The 21,937-nt window shown below is 58.8% G+C and carries 27 protein-coding genes; all 27 read right to left on the bottom strand.

What is annotated here, in order from left to right:
* Nucleotides 1-183 precede the first annotated feature (183 nt).
* Nucleotides 184-438, bottom strand: a complete 255-nt coding sequence (locus tag AC1Q6I_RS16725; protein WP_102643041.1) for a hypothetical protein — start codon at nt 436-438, stop codon at nt 184-186.
* An 18-nt stretch (nt 439-456) separates the two neighbouring features.
* Nucleotides 457-2,295 carry a hypothetical protein gene (locus AC1Q6I_RS16720; protein WP_102643040.1) on the bottom strand — a complete coding sequence of 613 codons (1,839 nt, stop codon included), beginning with the start codon at nt 2,293-2,295 and terminating at the stop codon, nt 457-459.
* 72 nt (nt 2,296-2,367) lie between these two features.
* Nucleotides 2,368-3,108 carry a gp53-like domain-containing protein gene (locus AC1Q6I_RS16715; RefSeq protein WP_102643039.1) on the bottom strand — a complete coding sequence of 247 codons (741 nt, stop codon included), beginning with the start codon at nt 3,106-3,108 and terminating at the stop codon, nt 2,368-2,370.
* A 1-nt stretch (nt 3,109) separates the two neighbouring features.
* Nucleotides 3,110-3,748 (bottom strand): putative phage tail protein, encoded by a 639-nt coding sequence (locus AC1Q6I_RS16710; RefSeq protein ID WP_256581068.1) that lies wholly within the window; start codon nt 3,746-3,748, stop codon nt 3,110-3,112.
* The gene (locus tag AC1Q6I_RS16705) at nt 3,745-4,788 is read right to left on the bottom strand and encodes a baseplate J/gp47 family protein (protein WP_102643037.1); all 1,044 of its coding nucleotides are present in this window, start codon (nt 4,786-4,788) and stop codon (nt 3,745-3,747) included. Before AC1Q6I_RS16705 ends, AC1Q6I_RS16710 begins: the two co-directional genes overlap by 4 nt.
* Nucleotides 4,778-5,167, bottom strand: a complete 390-nt coding sequence (locus AC1Q6I_RS16700; RefSeq protein ID WP_074847644.1) for a phage GP46 family protein — start codon at nt 5,165-5,167, stop codon at nt 4,778-4,780. Before AC1Q6I_RS16700 ends, AC1Q6I_RS16705 begins: the two co-directional genes overlap by 11 nt.
* Complete coding sequence (locus AC1Q6I_RS16695; RefSeq protein ID WP_102643036.1) at nt 5,167-5,676, bottom strand: phage baseplate assembly protein V; 510 nt, start codon at nt 5,674-5,676, stop codon at nt 5,167-5,169. Before AC1Q6I_RS16695 ends, AC1Q6I_RS16700 begins: the two co-directional genes overlap by 1 nt.
* A complete protein-coding gene (locus tag AC1Q6I_RS16690; protein ID WP_102643035.1) occupies nt 5,673-6,785 on the bottom strand; it encodes a phage baseplate assembly protein in 1,113 nt (370 codons plus the stop codon). Before AC1Q6I_RS16690 ends, AC1Q6I_RS16695 begins: the two co-directional genes overlap by 4 nt.
* A 2-nt stretch (nt 6,786-6,787) precedes the next feature.
* A complete protein-coding gene (locus AC1Q6I_RS16685; protein WP_102643034.1) occupies nt 6,788-8,047 on the bottom strand; it encodes a DNA circularization protein in 1,260 nt (419 codons plus the stop codon).
* Nucleotides 8,044-9,963 (bottom strand): phage tail tape measure protein, encoded by a 1,920-nt coding sequence (locus AC1Q6I_RS16680; RefSeq protein WP_102643033.1) that lies wholly within the window; start codon nt 9,961-9,963, stop codon nt 8,044-8,046. Before AC1Q6I_RS16680 ends, AC1Q6I_RS16685 begins: the two co-directional genes overlap by 4 nt.
* Before the next feature lie 130 nt (nt 9,964-10,093).
* Nucleotides 10,094-10,390 carry a phage tail assembly protein gene (locus AC1Q6I_RS16675; protein ID WP_102643032.1) on the bottom strand — a complete coding sequence of 99 codons (297 nt, stop codon included), beginning with the start codon at nt 10,388-10,390 and terminating at the stop codon, nt 10,094-10,096.
* A complete protein-coding gene (locus AC1Q6I_RS16670; RefSeq protein ID WP_074847651.1) occupies nt 10,387-10,734 on the bottom strand; it encodes a phage tail tube protein in 348 nt (115 codons plus the stop codon). The genes AC1Q6I_RS16675 and AC1Q6I_RS16670 overlap by 4 nt, the downstream gene beginning before the upstream one ends.
* Before the next feature lie 54 nt (nt 10,735-10,788).
* Nucleotides 10,789-12,285: a phage tail sheath subtilisin-like domain-containing protein gene (locus AC1Q6I_RS16665; RefSeq protein WP_102643031.1), complete on the bottom strand. Its 1,497-nt coding sequence runs from the start codon at nt 12,283-12,285 to the stop codon at nt 10,789-10,791.
* Nucleotides 12,285-12,503, bottom strand: a complete 219-nt coding sequence (locus AC1Q6I_RS16660) for a DUF2635 domain-containing protein (RefSeq protein WP_102643030.1) — start codon at nt 12,501-12,503, stop codon at nt 12,285-12,287. The genes AC1Q6I_RS16665 and AC1Q6I_RS16660 overlap by 1 nt, the downstream gene beginning before the upstream one ends.
* Before the next feature lie 11 nt (nt 12,504-12,514).
* Nucleotides 12,515-13,108 (bottom strand): phage tail terminator protein, encoded by a 594-nt coding sequence (locus tag AC1Q6I_RS16655; protein WP_102643029.1) that lies wholly within the window; start codon nt 13,106-13,108, stop codon nt 12,515-12,517.
* A 43-nt stretch (nt 13,109-13,151) separates the two neighbouring features.
* Nucleotides 13,152-13,673, bottom strand: coding sequence for an HK97-gp10 family putative phage morphogenesis protein (locus tag AC1Q6I_RS16650; RefSeq protein ID WP_102643028.1), 522 nt, complete (start codon nt 13,671-13,673; stop codon nt 13,152-13,154).
* Nucleotides 13,666-14,028 carry a head-tail adaptor protein gene (locus AC1Q6I_RS16645; RefSeq protein ID WP_102643027.1) on the bottom strand — a complete coding sequence of 121 codons (363 nt, stop codon included), beginning with the start codon at nt 14,026-14,028 and terminating at the stop codon, nt 13,666-13,668. Before AC1Q6I_RS16645 ends, AC1Q6I_RS16650 begins: the two co-directional genes overlap by 8 nt.
* A gap of 2 nt (nt 14,029-14,030) precedes the next feature.
* Entirely contained in the window at nt 14,031-14,582 is a 552-nt protein-coding gene (locus AC1Q6I_RS16640; protein ID WP_102643026.1) for a hypothetical protein, read from the bottom strand.
* A 3-nt stretch (nt 14,583-14,585) separates the two neighbouring features.
* The gene (locus AC1Q6I_RS16635; RefSeq protein ID WP_102643025.1) at nt 14,586-14,927 is read right to left on the bottom strand and encodes a hypothetical protein; all 342 of its coding nucleotides are present in this window, start codon (nt 14,925-14,927) and stop codon (nt 14,586-14,588) included.
* A gap of 48 nt (nt 14,928-14,975) precedes the next feature.
* Nucleotides 14,976-16,286, bottom strand: coding sequence for a phage major capsid protein (locus AC1Q6I_RS16630; protein ID WP_102643024.1), 1,311 nt, complete (start codon nt 16,284-16,286; stop codon nt 14,976-14,978).
* A gap of 62 nt (nt 16,287-16,348) precedes the next feature.
* The gene (locus AC1Q6I_RS16625) at nt 16,349-17,293 is read right to left on the bottom strand and encodes a S49 family peptidase (RefSeq protein WP_102643023.1); all 945 of its coding nucleotides are present in this window, start codon (nt 17,291-17,293) and stop codon (nt 16,349-16,351) included.
* Nucleotides 17,290-18,561 (bottom strand): phage portal protein, encoded by a 1,272-nt coding sequence (locus tag AC1Q6I_RS16620; protein WP_102643022.1) that lies wholly within the window; start codon nt 18,559-18,561, stop codon nt 17,290-17,292. Before AC1Q6I_RS16620 ends, AC1Q6I_RS16625 begins: the two co-directional genes overlap by 4 nt.
* A gap of 2 nt (nt 18,562-18,563) precedes the next feature.
* A complete protein-coding gene (locus AC1Q6I_RS16615) occupies nt 18,564-18,743 on the bottom strand; it encodes a hypothetical protein (protein WP_102643021.1) in 180 nt (59 codons plus the stop codon).
* Nucleotides 18,740-20,563, bottom strand: a complete 1,824-nt coding sequence (locus tag AC1Q6I_RS16610; RefSeq protein WP_102643020.1) for a terminase large subunit — start codon at nt 20,561-20,563, stop codon at nt 18,740-18,742. The genes AC1Q6I_RS16615 and AC1Q6I_RS16610 overlap by 4 nt, the downstream gene beginning before the upstream one ends.
* Nucleotides 20,526-21,059 carry a phage terminase small subunit P27 family gene (locus AC1Q6I_RS16605; RefSeq protein WP_102643019.1) on the bottom strand — a complete coding sequence of 178 codons (534 nt, stop codon included), beginning with the start codon at nt 21,057-21,059 and terminating at the stop codon, nt 20,526-20,528. The genes AC1Q6I_RS16610 and AC1Q6I_RS16605 overlap by 38 nt, the downstream gene beginning before the upstream one ends.
* Before the next feature lie 153 nt (nt 21,060-21,212).
* A complete protein-coding gene (locus AC1Q6I_RS16600) occupies nt 21,213-21,473 on the bottom strand; it encodes an HNH endonuclease (protein ID WP_256584000.1) in 261 nt (86 codons plus the stop codon).
* A gap of 88 nt (nt 21,474-21,561) precedes the next feature.
* Complete coding sequence (locus AC1Q6I_RS16595; protein WP_074847665.1) at nt 21,562-21,906, bottom strand: phage holin family protein; 345 nt, start codon at nt 21,904-21,906, stop codon at nt 21,562-21,564.
* Between the last annotated feature and the right edge of the window lie 31 nt (nt 21,907-21,937).

Below are 21,937 nucleotides of genomic sequence, written 5' to 3'. Positions count from 1 at the left end.
TAACCAATTACATAGCCAGGTGCTTGCTGAAGTCAGGAGGGTTTAGAAATCAGCTACACCCTTAAATGCGAAGAGCCTCATAAACACCCCAAATCAGCAGACTGAGATCAAGTAGACGCCGTGGTGGAATCTCACAAACGGAAGAAAGCCCGCTCAAGGCAGGCTATTGATTAGTTACTCCTGTCAGCAATCGATGGCGCCTTCAAACTCAGGCAGAGTTTTCAGGTACTCGTATGCCTGTTTGAATGGGTTTTCACCGTCCATGTCGTAGTGTGTCGTGTGGTAAACATACGTCAAAGGGTCGCCGTTAGCCTGGGCGCAGGTCTGAACGCTGAAGGTCATTTCCGCCTTATCCGCACCTAAGGTAGCCACTGCAACAGTGACATAGGCTCCCTTGACCTCTACGTTTTTGTAAATCACATTTAGTGTAAGTGCCATGCTTGTCGCCTCTCGAAGTTAGATCGCGGTATTGCCGGCCACTGTGACCCAATCTTGCGAGGCCGGGCCTTTCGCATAGACCCATTGAGCACCACCGGTGCAGTCCGAACAGTACGCCAGTGCCCCAATTTGGCTGGCCGCGCTGAGCGCCAATAGCTGAGCCCGCGTAAAGCTGTTGAAGAACAGGCCCGCACGCAGATGCTGCATGCCGCCTGGGTTGTCGGTTTTTACGAGCTGGGTGATCTCTATTCCCGACGCCGTAACTATGTTGCGCTTGCGTACGTTTGCGGGCGTGTCGAAGTCGGTGGCCATGGGCTCAACGTTGGAGACCACACCGGGGTTTACCGAAGTCCTGCGAAGGACCACTCCAGTAGAGCTGGCAAGTGCAAAAGAACGCGTCATGTTCAGCGTAAAGTCCGAACCCGAGGAGGCGTCCCCAGTGATCGAAATTTCCCTGCCTGGGCGATCACCAATGGTTGTACCGCGCGCGAGCCTGGATGGGGTGCCACGGTCGTTGACCGCACGAGAAACGAACCCTAAGTTGAATCCGTTAAGCCCGAGAAACTCCCATAACATCTCGGCGGCATAAGCCTGGGCGGCGGCTACTGGATGGGTGCCATCGTCCGTCCCGAAGATGGTGTTCATATCGGCGTGCGTGCCCAAGAGGTGATAACTGTCGAAGAACAGATAAGACGCCCCTTTGTTGCCGCAGAAGCCCTTCAGGTAATGCCCGGACCTCATCTTGAGCGAGTCGTTTAGGGTTCTCGGTGTCGACCCAATGAACAGTTTGTCGGCGTATGGACTAGACGCATCAAGAATACCTATCAGGTAGTTGAACGATGCATCAGCGGCCGCCCCATCCCCGAAGTCATCGTCCATCTCAAAGGTGATGAGGTCCGCGTTAATGTCAGTCAGGGCCGCCTGCCAAATCGCACGCCCTTGCGCGGAGGCCGTTGCATCGGCCAGCAACAGGCCACCACGGTTCATGGTCTGATGCAGGTCGAGACCGGACACGGTGGTGTTGCGGGTATGCACCAGGACAACGCGTACCGAGCCGCCAGAAACGGTAGTCAATACGGCGGCAGTAGCCGCTGCTTGCGTGTAGGACAAAACGCCAAGCCCAGTGACATCGGCGGCAGCGGAGACGGTTGCCACAACGGTACCTCCGACGGAAAGATTCAGCGTGCCGGCGGAGGGCTCTTTGATGTAATAAACCTTCACATCGGTAAAGGTTGGCGAAGATCCCGAGCGAACCCAAAGTGCTGATGCGCCATCATTAAGACGACTGACAAGCCCGGAGGGCCAATACTGATACTGAAAAGTTTCCGCCGTAACGAGCGAGGCGGTGCTGAGCGAGAGGTCGTAGCCGCCGGTAGGTGGACCGTCACCAGCGCCTGTACCAGCACTATTGACACCACTCATGTTAACCCCGCCCATCCTGCGATCCAGCGAGGCGTTGAGCTGAAGCATTTTGGCCCCGGCCAAGCTGTCACCAAGAATGACCACCCGCAGATGACTAATAGACGATGCGGCCGCAAAAAGCCTGCTGAACACTTTCCTCGGTTTTCGCAGATTCAGTGCTAGGGCCGCACTGACAGTAGTCCCCTTGTCGCCGATTAAATTCGCACCTTTGGCGGCATCGTCTGCACTGGCAAGTTCCAACTGTAAACCCGCCGTTTGCTCCAGAGACAAGCGGGCTTGCTTTGCAATTGTCGGCACTGGACCCGACTCAGTAACAACATCAGTCGCGGCATCGCCATGAATATATTGATGCTGTTTTTCCGCCGCCCCTAGCGAAAGTTGAGCCGCTTCCGACAACTGCCCCGCGTAACTCTCCAGCGCTGAAATATCAGTCATTCATGTTTCTCCAGTCGTAAAAAAAACCGCAGTGCGGCCTGGATGCTTTTTGAAGTTTGGGATCGATGCGAATTAATACCCCGGCGCTTTGCCAATCGCGCGCCAGTGAATCGTTGCTCCAAAGTTCTGCGTGTCGTTGAATAGCCTGTATTGCGTATTGCTTACCGCATAGGCACCCGCATCGTTGGCATCACTGTCTGAGGAGTTGGGAGTTACTTTGTTCCCGAAGCAGTTGTAAACCTCAGCAAACGGAGTTGGAAAGTCGATTGGCGCACTGACCGCGTCTCCGCCTACGTTACCTTGCCCCCACTGCTCTAACAGCCCCGTAGCGCTGTCCAACTTCCATCCGTTAACGCCCAACAACGCGGTGTTCTTGTTTTGCTTCGCGAGGTCAAGTGCGTCCAGCGCGGTTTGGATAGTCTGATGCAGTGAATTGAGCAGCGAATCTGTAGCAGTCTTTGTGTAGGCATCGCCGATGCCATAACCGCCCAGAGTGATGGCATTGTTCGCTTTACTTGAAAGTAGAAAGTCAGTCTGATTTTTCGTATAGGCATCAAGAATGTTGTACCCGGCTAATGACGTTGCCTTCACCGCATAGTTAGCAATCGCTGCCTGAATCGCCTTGAGCACCTGAGTGTTGTCCTCAACATCCAGAGCAGGCAGATACCCGAGGATCAAGTTGCACAGTTCCTCCTGAACGGCGTTCAACCATTCGGCCTTTATCGGCGTTGGGCTCACGCCTCCCACGATGGTGCCGTAGCGAAACCGGCCAAGCGCAGTGACAAGATCGGTCCAACTGGAAATTCGCTGCATGCTAAAAATCCTCAATGCCGGCGATCGCTGCAGGCGTCACGTAATGGATAACGTTAAATAAGGTGTCGACCTGGCTGACAATGCTGTGGACGACTTCCTGCCCGAAGCCCAGCACCACGTCGGTATACTCAGGCGCCTCGAGCTGCAGGCGACAATCCAACGTAGCGGCTTCTGCAGTACCGTATGCATCGATCGGTGCCGACGCCAGCCAGCTCCAGGGCCATGCATCGCCATATAGAAAATCACCCACATTGGTCGAGCCGACACGGGCGGGGCGGAACTCATCAATGGCGATGCCAATGCCGGTTTGCGTGGCCATCCGCAGGTAGTACGCACGCTGGGGTGCTCCGGTCGCGCTCATCTTGTTCAGCACCGCCTGACGGCGCTCTGCCACCGTTTGCGATCCAGGCACAACACACACATCAGGAATGCCCAGGTACTCTTCCCAGTCAGTTAAAAGCTGACTGACACTGGCGGGATTTAACTCTGCCTGCAGCTCATCCAAGGCAGCATCAATACGCGCGAACTCGGGAGCAAAGGCAGCCACCAGTGCCGCAATGTCGGTCTGTAGTTCAACGTCAAAAGCTGGGCCGGGCGGCAGCAGTTGTTGCAGTTGCTGCTTGTAGTCGTCTTCACTCATAGCCATGTGATCACCCCAAGTGAAGCCACTTCGTTGATGGCAATGACCACATCAGCATTGGGAGACGTCAGCACATGATCGGTCTCGCCAGCGGTATTATTGATTGCTCCACGGATGTGGGAAATCAGCAGGGTCGAGTCAGCTCCCGCCTCATCATTGATCAGCGCGGCCAACGATTGCGTAACCGCCGTACGCAGCGCCGTGCTATCAGGCGTCAACTTGATCGAGAAGTTGAGCACCCTATCAATCGGTGCAAAGGCGTAGACTTCAGCGGTAACCGGACGCCTGGCATCTAAATGGGCCTGTACTTCTGCTACCTGGGCAGGTGTGGGGAAGATGCTGACATCCGCGTCACGTACAAAGGTCAGACCAAACGTACCCGGCCCCATCCAGCGGGGCAGAGCCCAGGCGCGAGTCACCCCTGGCACCTCCAAGGCCCATTCAATAAAGTCCGCGCTGTTTCCTACCTTGCTCGGGTTCTTGAACGCTTGCCGCACCCTGCCCCGCAAGGCGTCTACTGTTTCCTGGTCGGTTCCACCGACGATGCCATCGACACCGATGGTCGCAGTGGAATTGACGCCGATCACCGGAGAAACCGCCGTCAAGGTGCCGGCCGCAAGGTTGCCAATCGTCCCGACATCATTCGCCGTAACGGGCACGACGGCAGCACCGGCGACCAGGGTGGTTGTCTGGGCAACGGTATAGCGGCGCCCGTCCTCATACTGGTAAACGACGCCAGCGTCGACCAGTGCGCCAGACGCCCCTGTCACGGCTATCAGCCCAGCGGCAGCAACTGCATCTGTTCGCCCCTTCTCCAACCGCCAGTCAGCCCAGCGCAGAAGGTTTTCTTCATCGCAAGTTGCCGGGTGCGACTGCTTGGCGATCCATTGCTGATAGCCATACAGCTCAAAGGCTGCGCCGCTGTGTGCACGGGCAGCGGCCTTGGCGTCAGATCGGCGCAACGCATCGGGAGCGTCTCGCTCAAAGTCTGCCTCCGTGCGCGTAATCAGCGCAGGCAGCGTTGGGATGTCATAAGGCATTGATTAAACTCCAGGTATCCTCAAAGGCCAGTTCTAGCGTTTCGCCGTTTGCCTCTGTCATCAGCACGCTCATGCGCATCCCGTTGATGCCGTAGCGTTCTACGGTGACAGCGACCTCCGTGACGATGCCATCCGCGACCATCCAGGCCAGGGCCTCATCGGCATAATCCTTGGCATCCTTGAAGGTGTCCGGCACCAGCGATCGTCGGCGCAACAGCCAAAGGCGTGAACCTATCTGGTCGCCCGCCACGGTAGGCACGCTGTCTCCCCACCAACCCTGGCGGTCACTGTCGTCCAAGTCATCGTCATCATTGGCCCGGCGCCAGGAAAACAAGCTGATGGTTACGGCGCGGCGAAGAAGCTGCTCACGATCGATCATCAAGTGCCTCCAACGGGTGGCCCGCTTTGGCCGTTCCCACTCTGCACACCCTCATGTGGGTGATTGATCTGACTCACGCCGCCGGCGACCTGATCTCCATCCGATTCAATGCGGCCGGTTGTTTTGATCAGGGGCGTATCAAAGTTCACCGACTGCGTGGCCTTGACATTCAGCGTCACGGTTTCAATATCGATGATCCGATCACGCTTGAAGTGGAGCTTGTCGCCCTCATCAGTGTACATGGCCACCTCCCCTGGGCTCAGACCTTGTAGCCGAAACCGCCGGTCCGCGACGACGATCACCACCCCGTGACTGCGATCACCACCAATAAATCCGGCCAGGGCCTCAGCGCCGTCATGCGGACAGGCCGTGAACCCATACGGTTCCAGGTGTTCGACCTGGTCCTTTACTTCACCAGCCAGCAAACGAAGCTGCAGGCTCTGCAACTTGCTGGCCGAGTTGGCCAAGGCAACCACGCCACGCGCGAGGAAGTTCGTCAGTGCGCTCATGAGGGTTTGTAGTCCGCAGGTATAAGGTATTCAAAGTTGTCAGTTTTCTTGCCCTTGCGAAGCTTGCGCTTCTCATAGGCATCGTTCGGTTCGGGCAGAAAACCATCGGGTGGGGCGACACTGAGCGTGGCAAAAGTGCCTTGCTCGCCGAGCTCGTAACTGATTTCCGTGATCAGCATGTCCCGGTCAAAACCAACGGTGGGATCCACCACACGCACAATCATGTTTTGCCGCCACAGCTCGCCGCTACTCTGCCGCCACCCTTGGCATTTATAGGTGGCCGCCAGGGCCTTGCTGATGGCATTGGCGCGTTCCCACACAACACGCGCACGTGCGATGGCTGGGGTAAGTTGGCCGGACTGCTGGATGACCTTGACGCGTTTGCGCCCGATTCGATCATCGGTAACCGATGCCTCGACCTCTGATGCGGCGACACCGAAGCTCGTATCGGTACCACTGCGCTGACCCTTGCTGACGTATTGGGAGAACACATTGGAAAAATCCATCTGTGCATCGCCGGTCAGGATGTTCTCACCCAACACCAGCCGATCAGCCGCACGGCCAGCACTACCAGGTGAGGCGATGATCAACCGCCCGCGACCGTCGTCGGTGCTGAACAGGCGAGACAGCGTCAGTAGCCGGTCAATGCTCTCGAACGCCGTCTCACCGGGCTCGATCGTATGGTCATCGATCGCCTGCGCCAGGCCGGAATCATCAACAACGGTGATCCCGTACTCACCCGCCAACGCTGCAACGATGCTCTGCACACTCTGGGCGCGCCATTGACCAGGGGTATTGATCGCAGCGCAGTCAACCAAGTCGCCTGTCCGTGACTTTCCCGAGATCGACAAATTGACGGCCCGACCATCGTATTGAACGGGGGCTGCTGACACATACCCCGTCAGGATCAGCTCTCTGCCGATCCGCACTTCGACCGCTTCACCCGGCTTGATGCGTACCGGCACATCACCACCGCCTGGCCAGCTCCACGTGATACCCAACTCAAAGTCGCGGGCCTGGCGCTCCAGTCCGGCACTGATCCGCACCGATTTCCACCCGGCGTAGTCGTACCCGCCAGCGCTTAGGGTGACGATATTGGATTGATCCATAATCAGCTCTTGGCGACTTGTAGCTCAGTGGCCGGCACGAAACCGGGATGACGGATGCGGTTGCGCGAAACAATCTCAGCGCCGCGCAGCGCATCGCCGTAAAGGCTGTACGCGAGAACAAGCGACGGAACCGTTTGCCGTGGGGTGTAGGCGCGCAACCACACACCACTGCGGGCGACCTCGGTCAAATGGCGATCTAGGCGTAGCCGTGCATCACTGAGGACGCTGAAGTGATCCGGAGCGCTATCGGCAGCAACAGCCCATACGGCCTCGCTGATTGCATCACGCAATTCAAGAATGTCGTCAGCGACCGGGACACTGGTCAGCTCGGCCTCACCCGCTACCGTCGTCAGCCCCTGCTCACCCAACTGGGCAGCCAGGCTAGCGGCCTGGCCAGAACTGGACACATCAGCAATGGGCACCTCTGCCATATCCAGCACCAGGCTCAGAATGGCAGCGTCCTGGATCAATCCGATAACCGCCGCCTGAATCGCAGCTTCATCGGCGGTCGACGTCAAAGGCGCTCCAGTCTCAAGCGCCGGTATAGCCTCCGCCATGGCCTGGCTGCTCTTCAGCTGACTGCCGGCGCCATAACCGTCAAACGTCCTTTCCAAACGAGTCAGGTCACTCAACAAGCTCGCCGCAAACGCATCCGGTGCATTCACCAGGTCATTCACGAAAGCATCTAGATCCGACGCCAACGACGTCATGGGTTTCAGGAAGTTGATACCGAACGCGTACACGCTCGACAACGCGGTACGCAATGCCCGCGCTCGCTGCCCCGCCAAGTTGACGGCGGCCATCGCAGTACTGAACCGGCTCTGTATAGACGCCAGCAACGAATCCTGCTGTTTGACCAGTTGCTGTTTGGTATTGGGGGCCTGGACTGGAAACTCCAACGTGCCGTCAATGAACTCCAGTGCGAAGCGAACCATGCCCCCCTCATCCCGCGCGTGGGAGACCTCGCACTCCCCCGCGGTGACCGTCAGCCGGCCAAACCAGGGGTGAACCAACTCGCCCGCGCCCGGTTTGTCCAGCGCGGTCAGCAGGCGGTCACGTTGCGACAAGCAGTCGTCACCCACGACAAAACCGGAAAACCGGTATTTGCGTGTCTGGCGCCCCATGTCTTCCGTGTAAGGCTGATCACGCTGGGGGTATTCGTGGACCTGCGTGCGGCGGCCCACCGGTACATTATCGGTATCAACCCAAAACGGAACCCCACGAAAGGATGCGGCCTGTTTTCGGTCACGCCACTCACTCATGGTGCATCTCCCGACAAGGACCGATAGCCGACCTTCGGTGTAATGGAAAGCCCTGGCTGGCTGGTTTTGGCCGGGTCAACCCGCATCCCCGGCGGAGCGTTTTGAAAGCGCATCACCAGCTCACCATTAAGCTGCGTTTTGTTCGCCGCTGCCGTCTGCTGGAGCAGCGAGCCGGGAGCCGGCAAGCCGGGTACCCGCAGCAACTGATTGGGATCTAACCCTGCTTGGGTCGCATTACGTTGGGCCTGCTGACTGCGCATTGTCTGCGGCGCATCCGCCAACAAGAACGCCCCCGTACCGCCACCCACCCCGGCATTGCGAATGCGTTGCGCCTCGGCCTGCTGCTGGACTTTTGCGGTCAGCCCGATGCCACCGTCTTCCATGCCAAACAACTTCAGAATCGGCTGAATGTAGGGCTGGATGTCCTCCCACAGTTTTTTGAAAAACTCCGTGATCGGCGTCCAGTTTTTGATGATCAGCGCCATAGGCGTCCAACCAAAAACCGATTTCATGAAGTCAATGAAGGGGGTGGTGTAAGCCTTGATCAGATCCCACAACGCCGTGAAGAAAGGCCCAACAGTCTCCCAGTTGGCGACGATCAAGCCTGCCGCCGCCGCGATCGCTACCGCAATGATGCCGATCGGAGTGGCCGCGAAGGCAACGCCCAGCACCCGCACGGCCACGGTCGCGGCAAAAACACCTGCACGAAGCGCCGTGAACGCGATACCCGCAACCGCCAAGCCTTTGACCAGTTGGGGATTGGCTTTAATGAACTCTGCTGTCTGGGTGATCATTGGCCGCATGGCGTCCACCACCGAGTTGATGTTCGGAAGTAACCCCTCACCAAACGCCCGAGACACGCCGTCGGCGTTGTTGCCTAATACATTCAGGTTATTTGCCGTCGTGTCTGCTCTTGATTGGTACTCCTTTTCCATCGAGCCGGCATACTTGGTGGCATCCCCCACCTTCAGCAGGTTCGTGCGCAACAGTTCGACGTTTGTGAGCAAGGGTGTAATGGCCGCTACCGACTCGCTGCCAAACAACTCGGTTAACAGGGCAGGACGCTTGGTGGCATCGACCATGGAGATACGCGTGAGGACATCCAGCAGGGTTTTTTGTGCATCCTTCTGCATACCCTCAGCAACGCTTTTCGAATCCAGCCGCAATGATTTAAAAGCCTGCGACTGGCTCTTGGTCGCCGCAGTGCCCTTGGTCAATGACAGCATGAAGTTTTTGATGCCTGTTGCCGCCACATCTTGTTTCACGCCGACGCCGGCCATCGTCGCACCGAGCGCCGCGACCTGAGCCGCTGACAGACCCGCAACTTCCCCTAGCCCCCCTACCTCTGTGACAATCGCCGACACTTTCTGCGCGTTGGCCGGCCCCGTATTGCCCAGGTAGTTAATTTGATCGGCCAGGCGAATTGCGCTTTCCTGGGTCATCCTGAACGCGGTTCGCCAGGTGGACATCATGTCGCCGCTTTGTTCGGCAGTCTGGTCGAATGCAATCCCCATCTTCACTGCGGACTCAGCGAAGCCCAGCAGCTCTTCACGCGCAAAACCCGCCTGTCCGCCTGCAGCGACAATTTTGGCAATGTCGCCAGCAGCCATCGGCAAGCGGTCCGACATTCGGCCAATGTCATCCCCCATCTGCTTGAACTGTTGCGGCGTGTCGAAGTTAACAACCTTCCTCACGTCTGCCATCTGCGACTCAAAATCAATGGCCGCTTTGGCACCCGCGACAAAGGGTGCAGCCAATACGCCGCCAGTGACGACATCGCTGAACCCAATCTTGCCAAGGCCGGTTTTCTCCAGCCCCTTACGGAACGCGGCGACGTTTTTACGGGCGCCGGCCAACATAGGCGAAAGCTTATCAACGCCGGTGATCAACGCCTTGAGCTGAAATTTATCTGCCATCACCCCCCCTCCAACACATTGTTGATGCGCTGGGCGTGCGCAATCGACTCAAGAACGATATCCAGCGACCTGGCCATAACCAGCTCTGGGTCCGTTTTCCAGAAGTAGGCCAGGTCGTAGGCAACGGCTATCAGGCCGTCAAGGTCGCAGATGCCGGCGTCATAAAAAAACCAGCAATCTGCCAACTGAGACTGTTGAGGTCAGCCAGGTCCAACTGGTTGACCGAGGACGACGGGATACCCGCGCACACGACGATGTACTTGGCAGCGATGTCCAGATCGATCGATACCGCTTCATCCTTGTCGATCTTGTAGGGCAACGCCTTGATGGCCCTGGCTTCCTGCGGAGTAGGCCGGCGAATGGTCAGCTCGCTCAATTGCGCGCCGTGGGCCTCAATAGGCGCGGACAGCTTTACGACTTCGCTCATTGCCAACCTCCCTTGGTGCCATCCCATTGGATGTCGATGGTCCCGTCGTCACCCTTCGACACCGGCTCTCCGATGACGTAGGCCCCTGACAATACGTAAACGCCACCGTTCTTGAACTCGACGGTAATGGTCTGGTCCGTGGCGGTCGTGATTTGCTTGATGGGCAAGTCAGGGGAATGAACAATGGTGGCTTTCACATAGGCAACCAGGTCTTCTTCCTTGAAGAACCCCGGCGCTACGGATTCGCGCTTGACGTCACTCAGCGGACATTCCACACCACCCGTTGTTGTGAACTGGATACCGTCCGCCTTGATGTAGACGGTACCGGCGACTTTCTGGCCCATGGCCTTACTCCTACAAAAAAGCCCGCACTTGGCGGGCCATGGTTACTCGATTTGTCACGCGGCGTCGGCGGCGTACTGCAGGCGGAACGGATACAGCAGCGCGAAGATGCGCAACTGATTGATCAAGTCAGGCGGATACAGGACGTTGACCCGGTTGGGATTGGTGGAGGATCGCGTGACGATCAGGTTTTCGGCGAAAGCGTCAGCGTTCTCGACAATGCCCAGTTGCTCAAGCGCGTAATAACCCGCGATCATTTCGGCGCGGATAACCGACGGTGTTACGATCGCCTGGCCGGCACCAAAGCGGGTACCGTCGTCGGCCAGCTTGTGACGGCCATACTTGCTGGTCACCCGCGCTTTCAGGAAGTTGATGACATAGGCAGAGGTGTGCAACGTCTCACTGTCCAGGTACGAATCATCGCTTTGATCAAACGCATTGCGCTGATAAGTGGTGATTGCGCGTTCGATGCGTACTGCACCGCCACCGTAGTAAGCCGTGGCGACACCGTGCGTCAGCAGCGATTGCCGCTCAAGTAGCAAAAAGCGATTACCCGCCGGCGCCGGGTTAGCCCCGGTCAGTTCCCCAGTTTGTGTGGGCCGAGCCGGATCAGCGGAAATAAACACGGCCTGGCGCGCCGCATAGCCCGCTGCCATTTTCCAAAATGGATCTGGCACAAGAGCCTCGAACCCGTACACCGTGACGTGCTGATCGTTACGCGCCGATCCGAATGCCACCAGGGAACCCAGCGTGCCGCGTTTCGCACCATACACATGACCATAGAGTTGCTTGGCCCAGCTCCAGCGGCCACTGGAATCACCCATGAATTCCTTCCAGGCATCCAGCGAGGTCGTATCCGACCAGGGCGCACAGATGAACTCAAAAGGCTCATCACCAATACTTGCCTGAGCAACGGCCACATCAGGGGAACCAACGCCGCCAGACATCGCGGCAAGCACAACCGTCAGACCTGCGGGGGTAGTCTCGCCATTATTGCGGCCAAGCCGATTGAGTTGCAGCGCAATATCGTTGCCACTATCACCCGACCACTTACAGGTCAGGGTGACCACACCAGCGACCGCTGCAGCAGTGACAGCCAGGCCAGCAGCATTGATGGCCGCCACCAAAGCAGCAGCCGCCACCGTGGGACTTGCACCGGTCGCCACCGTGGCGCGTACACGGGTTCCGCCGATGTACAGGTTGATCACCCCGCCGGCGGTAACAGCCCCCGTGATGGTGACCGTGCCAGCGGCCTTGGTGCCCACTCCTTTAACCGGCAAGCACCAAACCTCGCCAGCGGGATCGCTGGAGCGCCAGGTTTCGTACATCTGTGCCAGCATCGAACCAACGCCACCGATGCTCTTGGCCAGCCCAAGGCTGGAGACCAAGGTCAAGTGTCCGATCTCCTCGGCTACCGAGTCGTCATTGACCTGGGCGACGATGAGGCGCGCCATGCTGGATGTCGCGTTGTTCGCCTGGCTGTTGTCCACTTCGGCGTAGAAAAGCGGCACCCGAATGTCACTGGGAATATTGTTAAAGCTGACTTCACTCATTACTCCGCGCTCCCAGGTTCAGCCGCGGCGACATCGGCGGCAGGTTTGGTGGTGGACTTGGTTTTCTTCGGCGGTTGTTCAGTGACGTCCTGGTCACTCAAGCGCCGCAACCAATAGATGTTGCGAGGGACTGCACGGCCTTCGGGCGGCAAATAATCACCGGCCTCCGGATCCGGGGTCTTCCGGCCCTCAGCCGGGTACACAGTGATGCGGGACATGAGAAATCCTCTTACGGTTGGGGAAGGTCTACGGAAAACTGCGCGTCGATCCGGCCATCTGGGCCAGGTGTTTGTAGGTTGGGGTCCGAGGGATCGATAAAATCGACATCAACGTCCATGCCCTCAAACGCCGGAAGGCCGTCAAGCTTCCACTCCTCCCAGGTTTCAGCAGGTTCGGATGCCCGATTGCGCCCCAGTTGAAACGCGGCCTCAAAGCTGAAGCGGTACACAACACGGGCACGGTTGATAAAGATCAAACTTCCACCGCCGTACTCGATCGGGTCGTACTCGGCGCCGGGTTTCCAGCCCACCAACGCTTTCCATAGGCCCGCACGCAAATCGTGCAGCAGATCTGCAGCCTCTTGGCCGCGCTCATCGGTGCTATCGAGCACCAGGATCACGTCAAACAGGTCGGTGATATCCTGGCGTATGGCGTTATCCACATCGTTGGCGGATGCGTCGTCACCGGCGGCGATCACGTAGGCCGAGGGATGACTCAGCTTTGCGCTACTGGCCACCGCATCCCAGTCAATACCCGCCGATACCCTGGCGGAAAAGGCAGGACAGTACGCACGCAGCTGCGCGACGATCAGACTGATTTTCATCGTGTGTTCCAGCGTTATAGGTGCCAAAAAATACTGGCTGGGGTCAGCTCAGTGCCGCAGCGAACGCCGCAGAGAGAATGGCTTGCACTTCGGACTTGGAGTCCTGCAGTGCGTCGGCCATGTAGTTGTCGCGGGGTTTGATCCGCCATTCACCTGCAGCCCGCGCAGCAAGAGCAGCTGCACGTGCGCCGGCGGCGCGCCGGTTGGATTTACCCTTGCCTTTACCAGGTGCCAACTTGCCGAGCCGTGAGCCTTTCTTCACCCCGTAGTGCAGGTAGGCCGGGTAGTACTCTTCCATCCTGCTGGTCTTATGAGGGGCAACCTTCACCAGGAAACCCGAGCGGGACACCTTGTAGGTGATCGACTCCAATGTCGCCCCGGTGCGGTTGATGGGGTATCCCTCCTCCCCGCGAGCCAGGGCCAGGTTCATCTGGGCCTTTTGCATCACCAACCGCCCGGCCTTACGCATCCCGGCACGAATTTTTCGCTTATCGAAAATATCGCGCGGCAGGTTGTTGTAACCCTCAATGTGCAAGTAGCCGTCTATAGAAGCCGAATTAGACATAGATGCCTCCGCCGGTTTTGACGATACCCAACTCTTCAACCTCCAATATCGTGAAGCGTCGTGCACCATTCATGTCGGCAACGCGGCGCACCCGATAAATAGAATTACCGTGCACGACCTCATGTGCCTCGCTCATGCCCTTCAAGAAATAAAAGATGATCCGGTGGGTGACTTTCACGTCCGTTTGAACGCCGTTTGCATAAACTGCGGTTCCAACCGGCTCGATCTTTGCCCACCGATTTTTCTGATCGGTGAACACCGAATCTAGCCCCAGATCCTCGGCGGGTATATCAGACCGCAATCGCACCAGGATGCGACGGTCCAACTCGCCGGCACTCGGTTCGCGCATGGCCATATTCAGAACCTCGGAGGAACGGTGATATCCGCCACCAGGTGATCAAGGAATGTCGAGGGCAGTTCGGCCAGCGTCTGCGCGACCAGAAACACCTCCGGGTGTCGGTAGATCGTCGCAGCCGCCATCAACAGCCAGTTGCGCACGCCGGGATGCAGGTCAATATCAAGCTCTGCCTTGTACCTGATGCGCAGCCGCCCAGCAGGCCGAACTGCGGGGAAGTGCAGAAAGCTTTCCCGCTGCCCCTGCCGCAGATCAAATGGGCCAACCTGCTCCACCCAACTGCCACTGGCCTGCCGGGCGAACACCGAAACAATCTCGGTCGCCTGGCCGACATCCAGTGCATCACCACCCTGCCGATCCGCTGGCCACTCTTCCTCGTACACAGCGCCCCGAATAGCCGCGCCCGTTTTCGACTCACATTGAGCGGTGACGCCAGGGATGATGATTTGCTCGATCAGCTCCGGCGCCATGTCCTCCGGCTCAACACGGCACTGGAACGCCACCTGGGCAAGCGTCAGGACCGGATCACCGATGTACCCAATTCGACGGGCCATGATTTAAGGCTTCTCATCGGGGTCTTCGGTTTCCTCTTCTTCCTGCTGTTCCTGCGGCGCCTGCTCTGGCGGTTCTTCTTCCGGATTTCCCCCCGGAGGCTGTTCAGCAGGCTCTTGGGCCGCATTCTTCTTGCCGCCGGTTTTCTTACCCGTACGCGGGGTGACCACCTTTTCGGCGGCAGTAGGGGGGGTGACCACCTTTTCAGAGGTAGTCTTTTCCACATAAAGCTTTGCCCGGCCCGCCTCAATCAGAGCTTCAGCAGCAGCAGGATCAAAACCAGCGGTTTCCCCGATCGCATAGCCGCGCCATTCCTTCTTGAAGGTGACAATTTTCATATCGGTCATATTGTTGCCTGCTCAAGTAGTTGGCCCCACCAGTGGCAGGGCCGGGAATTACATACCGGCGCCCCAAGTGATACCGGTACCCACGGAAATCGACTCGACGTGACGCGGGCCGAAGTCGTGTTTGCTGATCACACGGATCAGGGTCTGGTCGCGCTGGAACGCGCTGACCGTGTTACCGGCGGCGTCCTTGTAGGACGCCTCGGTGCTGATCGCAATCGCCAGCGTGGTGTCTTCACCGATGTAGCAATCAGCAAAGTTCACGAAGTAGATCTCGGACTCATTACCGTTGGCGCCCAGGTTGACCGGTACCTGAGTGGTCAGTGCCACTGGATAGCCCTTCAACATACCGGCATCAATTTCCGGGTACGCCTTGTTGCCGTTGCCATCGCGCAGCGATTGCAGCCAACGGATGGTGCGTGGCGCCATGATCCAGCCACAGCCAGCCAGGTCCACGTTGGCCCCTTCCAGGCGCAGCATCATGCCGCCCAGGTACAGGTCGACAATGGCGAGCGTTGCACCAGCAGGCGCCCCCATCACGTTGCCAGGCAGGGCCCAGTAGCGCAGGCCCTTCGGCAGCGAGCCGGTACCCGCACCACGGATGAAGTGAAGATCTTCCGACAGCCCCATGCTGACCGCTAGATCGCTGCTGACCTGGGAGTCGATGCGCGGGTTAACGCCCGCATACGCCAACAGGTCATTGGAGATCGGCACGATCGCAGCCGCCTTCTTGGCGGACAGCTTGAGGTCACCGAACTGCATATCGGTGATCGCAATGTCTTCTTCGGTGCCAAGGTAGGTCACCTGCGTGTTGCCCAGCACGCGGGGCATGGTCAGGTTACCGTTGTTCAACGGCAGGCTGACTGCGCCCATCTTGCGCACTACAGACTTGGGTCGCAGCGACTCGATAACGCTGGTGCTGAAATTCTCCGGCACCAGCACACCGCCGGAGCCCGGTGTAACGGTAGACAGTGCCATGTGAACGTCAGCACCGTAACCGCCCGTCTTGGCCATCTCGGCGGCAACCTGTTGATTACCGCCGGCCTGTACCATCAGGCGTACCATCTGCGCCATCGCGACACCCGGTTTGGTGGGTTCGCTATGCGTGGTCACATGGGTCGGGGAGCCTTTGTTACCCTGGGCGCTTTCCTCGACAGGCACCGCAGTTTCTGCCGCGATACGCTCTGCACTTTCGGCGCGAGTAATCTTTGCGGTTACATCTTTGATCTGGGTTTCCAGTTGAACAAACTGGGCCAGCTGTTCGACGGACAATTCACCGCCGTCCGATTCGATCTTGGCCAGAGCCTGGACTTGCTCATTCAGCTTGGCGCGTTCGCTACGCAATTGAAGTACAAGGGACATGGTGCCTCCTGGGCATTAAAAAACCCGCACAGGGCGGGCTATGACGACTGCCGCGAACGCGGTCAGATCAGTGTTTGAAGATTCAGCGCTGAAGCGCGAACCGCGATACGGCTGCCTTGGCGATTCGCTCGGCTTACCGCAACAGAATGGGAAAGGTCATCAACGGCCTGCTGCGGGTTCTGCAGTCGATCTGCGAGCCCGGCGTTGATGCCTGCCTGACCGCGATAAAGCCCGGCCTCCGTCGCCATAACCTGTTGAACGGACATCCCCCGGTACTCGGAAACGGCGTTGGCAAAGAGCTGGTAGCTCTCTTGCACTACGTCATTGAGATACTTAAGCGACTGATCGCTCAAGGGCTCGTGAGGGCTGAGGTCATTTTTGTGGGCTCCGGCAAACACCGTGGTCACCTTGACGCCCATGCCCTCCTCCATCTTGGAGCGGTCCATGTGACTGGCGATAACCCCGATGGAGCCGACACCGCTGGTCTGGCTCACCACCAGTTCGCTACAGGCAGAGCCGAGCAGGTAGCCGCCGCTGTAGGCCATGAAGTTCACGATGCCGGTGATGGGCTTCTGCTGGGACATCGCGCGAATATCTGCTGCCAGCTCAAAAGCCCCCACGGCGGAACCGCCGGGACTGTCGATGTCCAGCACAATCCGCTCGACCATCGGGTCGGCAACCGCGTTGCGGATCTGGCTGCGCAGCTGTTCATAGCTGGTCATCGTCTCGCACATGCCGATATGGCTGCCACGACTGACCAACACGCCACTGACCGGAATCACCTCGATACCAGTGCGGGCGATCGCAGTTCGACGCTCTTCTTCACGCTGGGCGATGCGGTCCATACCGTCATCCGACCACAGGCCGGGAGCCCCCTGGGCGCCGATGTTGACGATATTCAAGCTCATCACCTGGTTGGCCCAGCGAACGCCCAGGTCCAACATATCAGGCATCACCAACAGCGGCTGATTGAACAGCAGGCTGGAGGCTCGAAGGTAATTTTTCATTGCGCCAGAATCCTCTCAATTTCAGCGTGCTGCATTTCGAGTTGCGCGCGCACAGCAGGGTTGGTCAAGTCGCCGCCGCTCTTGCCAGCATCAACCATATTCAGCGGCTGCATGTAGATGTCACCGCCAGGTACCGGCGGCATGTTTTCCAAACGCCGGATGTCATTGGCACTCAGCCAACCCCACTGCCGCCCAATCGCATAGGCTTCATAGCGGCTCTTCTGATCACCACGCAGCAACCCGGACAGGTTGAATTCGATGAAGTAGTTGCGCCGATCGGTAGGCAACAGGAAGTCGCGCATCATCGACTGCTCATGGCGCTTGACCCACGGAAGCAACGCGAACACCACGAACTGAATCATCAGTTGCTCAAGGGTGTTGTAGTTGGACTTCTCCAGGTCGTTGACCATAGGCAGCGGGATCTTGTATATCCGGGCGATATCGGTGCCGGTGGTCTTGAGGATCCCCAGTACCTCGGCATCAACGTTGTTCATCGAGACGGGCTTGAAGGTCATGCCCTCTTGCAGCATCGCAACCTTCTTAGCGTTGTCTATGCCACTGAACTTCTGACCCCATTGGTCGACGATCTTGTCGATGCTGCCCTGATCCTTGATCGCGGGAGCTTCACGTGGCCGCTCGATCACACCGGAGACCGTTACACCGTTGGCGAAGCTCTTGCCTGTGTACTGTCTGACGGCTTGGGCCAGTCCCAGCGAATCAGCGTGCACCTCAATCGGCGACAGGCCAACATAATGGTTAGTGCTGAACCACCGCACATGGTGAACCATGCGCATCGGCAGCGCTTCTCCGCCCCCGATCCGGTAGTACGGCAACATATCGCCGCCCTTGAGCACCTGCACCTTGTCGTTGCACAGCGGCCAGAGCGCCACAATATTGCCGTCGTCGCGCCGGTCAATGAAGCTGTAGCCATTGCCACGCAAGCCGGCGGCGCCTTGCATGCACTCCATGAACTCGTACGGAGTCTGAAATCCGTTCGGCTGGTACCGCAGCACGTCATACGCCGGGTGGTTGATCGCCGCTTCGCGCTGGCCTTTGTCCAGCCGCTTGTACATCTCACAAGGCAACTGGCCCATGGTTTCGGCCAGCAACGTGACGCAGTTCTGCAGGATAGGCAAACCCAACGCCGACTCCGGGGTGACCCTCACCCCGGAGCTGTTGCGCCCACTGCCGATCAGGCCGCGCCAGAAACCGCTCCCCGTTTCCGTGAGGTTGCCGCGCCCTTCGCCGAGCACGCTTGAAAAGAACATGCTCAACCTCCTTTGGGTTTGGATTGCATTGCAGCAGCTGCGCGATCTGCGAGCCAGGACCACGCCATAAGCCCGACACCCGCAACGACGCAAGCGGCGGGCACGTAGACCATCGCCACACCACCGACCAGCAGGCAGAAACCCAGCAGGCCGGACAGCCAGGACAGGATGACCAATTTCATATACCGACCCCTTCGTCGTAGATGGATGTGCCACCGGCGCCGGCGGCTTTACCGCTGATGCCGGTGGCCATAATGGCGGCGACGATGCCGTCAATGCGGCCCGTGGCCTTGGCCTTATCAGCCTTGCGGTTGTTGGCTGGGTCGGAAACGATCACCGCGTTGCCGGCGTTCCACGTCATCACAGGATTACCGTCATGCCGCAGCGTTTCGACTGTCTCGCTTTCGACGAGCTCCCACTCACTAGGATCGAGGTCAATCACGCCCTCGCCCTCTTGCTCAGGGGCCACGCCCAATAGACGCCGTTCGAACTCATCAACCGCTGGGCCCATGTCCTTGTAGCCCTGACCGAACCCCACCATCTCAGGCAACGTGATGTCGTACTCGGACATCAGTTGCAGCAAGTCTTCGATCCGCCAGCGGTCATACGCGATGCGCTCAACGCCAAAGTAGGCGGTGATCGTCACCAGGCGCCGCAACACATGCAGCTTGCTGATCGCCCGGCCTGGTGTGGTTTCAAGGTGTTTGGCCTTGACCCACATGGCATAAGGCACCTTGTCGCGATCCTCCCGCCCTTGCAGGTCATCGTCTGGGATCCAGAAGTACGGCAACAACCGCCAGTGCGGATCGTGCGGTGCCGGCCAGAACAACAGAACGAATGCCGTCAAGTCCGTGGTGCTCGCCAAATCCAGTCCGCCAACGCACCGGCGGTTGCGCAACATGCGCATCGGCACGCGCTCTTCTGCCTGTTTCCAAACCGCCCAGGAAATCCACGGCGCATCGGCCTGGGTCCATTCGCAGAAGTTCAGGCGGCGCACTACCGACTCTTGAGCCGGCAACCCCCGTGCGGCCTTCACCTGCTCGCGCAGGTACTTGCGACCAGGGATGCCATCGGTCTGCCCTGCTGCGATGTGGTCAAGCGAGGGGTTAACCTTCGCCCAGCAACTCTCGTCCCTGAACGGATCGTCACCCTCATCAAGCGAGCAGATGAAGGCGAAGAAACTGTCGTCATCCTCAATGCCCGCGCAGATCCGCACGCCTAGGTCGTGATACTGACCGCAGACAGTTTTCTTGTCGGAGCCACTGTTGGTAATCATCACCACCATGGCCTTGCGCCGGTTCTTGGTACCGGCGCGCATCATGTTCACGGTGGCGGCAGTTTTGTGTTCGTGCACCTCATCCAGCAAACCGATGTGTGGCCGTGGTCCTGACTTGCCTTCGTCGGCACTGATTGGCCTGAAGAAGGAGTTGGTGTTGGGGTAAAACAGGTTCCAGACTTTTTCGTCCCGGCCCGACTGGACCAGGCGTGAGCTGAGCTTTTTCGACATGTCGACCATCGACACGGCATCACGAAACAAGATCATCGCCTGGTCGCGTTTGGTCGCAGCGGCATAGATCTCGGCCCGCTGTTCACCATCGGATACCAGGCCGTAAAGGCCGATCCCGGCTACCAGCGGGCTTTTGCCCGAACCTTTGCCGGTTTCGATGTAGCCCAGACGGAAACGCCGGAACCCATCTACCGTCATCCAGCCGAACAAGCTGCCGATGACGAACGCTTGCCACGGGGCCAACAGGAAGGGCATGCCTTCGTAGTCGCCACCGTTGAGGCAAAGCACCTCTTCAAAAAAACCGATGGCTCGGTTGGCCTTCGCCAGATCCCAGATCAGGCCGCGAGAGGGCCCGTGCTCAAGGTCAAGCAGATGCCGCTTACAGGCGTTGCGGACATCAGGGCCGGCGACTGTCTCACCGGACAACACCGCCAGGGCGAACGCGCTGATGCGATCATCAGTTGAAGTACTTGTCTGCAGCGTCTCGTTGGTCATTGGGGAATAGCTCACCTTGCGGCGCCGCCGACGTTTTCAGGTTACGTCGGGACACGGGCGACAGACCGAACTGCGCGCCAGCGGTGTTGGCGCGTTTTTCCGCGTCATTCGCAAGCTGGCGAAGTACGTGCATTTGCTGGGCGCCGGTTTTGAACGTCTGGATTTCGCCGCCCAGGTCATCATCGGAGGCTTCGTTGCGCTTCGCGATCAAGCGCTGATAGCGGCGCCAATCAGCGGTAGCCTGGCAGTAGGTGGCCAGCGCCATAGCATCCAGCTGCGAAACGATGCCCAACGAAATCAGCGCAGGGACCAGTTGCTCCCACTCAGCAATGGCCTCGGCAGACAGCACATCGGGCATGGGCGGGGCGCCGACCGGAACCGACGGCGCCGTGACTTCGGCCAGCAGGTCGCTGATATTTTCCCGACCACGATTTCCCTGCAGCAGTTTGAGCGCCGCTGGTTTCCCAGGGCGCCCCGAATTTCCGTTTCCGGCCATAAAAATAACCCCTACCTGTTGATACCCCCCCTCCCTCATTTATCCCGACGTTGCGCACGGAGGGGGGCGAGCGGTCTAGAACGAATCCCGGAAAAAGTTTTCCCCCCCCCTACCCTGGGGAGTGCCATTTTTTGGTGCATTTTCACCCCCTGGTCACCGGTTCCAGTGATGGCCGGGATCCACGGGGCGACCGTCAGGGTTGCAGCCTGGGACCGTGCCGGTCCGCTCCATCCGCTGCTTGGTCGAGTCGTGACAGAACTTGCAGAGGCTCGCCCAGTTCGCCGGGTTCCAGAACAGCTTCCATGCCGCCTTGAGCCGCACCGGATCACCACTGTCCTTGGCGTCCTTGAGCCTGGGCGCAATCTTGTGGTCGACGACTGTTGCCGCGACGGGCCGCTGATCAGTCGAACACATCGTGCAGTAGGGGTTCTCCCGCAGATGTCCATCGCGGGACTTCTGCCACTTGTACCCGTAACCGCGCTCCGTGCTACTGCCGCGACGTTCATTGCTCTGACTGGACATCGGCAGAAACCTCACGCACGCCAAGTCGCTTGGCAGCCCAACGCTCATACAACCCGATCGCAACATCTGCGCCCGCCATTGCTGTCAGGCATCCAAGTGCGCCAGAGGTCCAGATCGACATGCCCGCCGCGTACAGCAGCATGATCGCTGACACTCCGCATACCACGCAGGCGCCGGACCGAAGGGCTAGCCGCCGAATCAGCGCCCAACCCCGCGCCCCTTCTTTGTCCGCGCGCCACATCTCGCCCGACACACCGCCCACCAGGGCCAGGACGATCACTAACCAGATCGGCATTTCTGCCAGCGCTTGCTGTTCGTTCGTCATTTCCCGGCCTCATAAACGCGAAAACCCGGCG

The sequence above is a fragment of the Pseudomonas sp. MPR-R2A5 genome (assembly GCF_058793055.1).
This window is presented reverse-complemented; position numbering and strand designations above follow the sequence as displayed.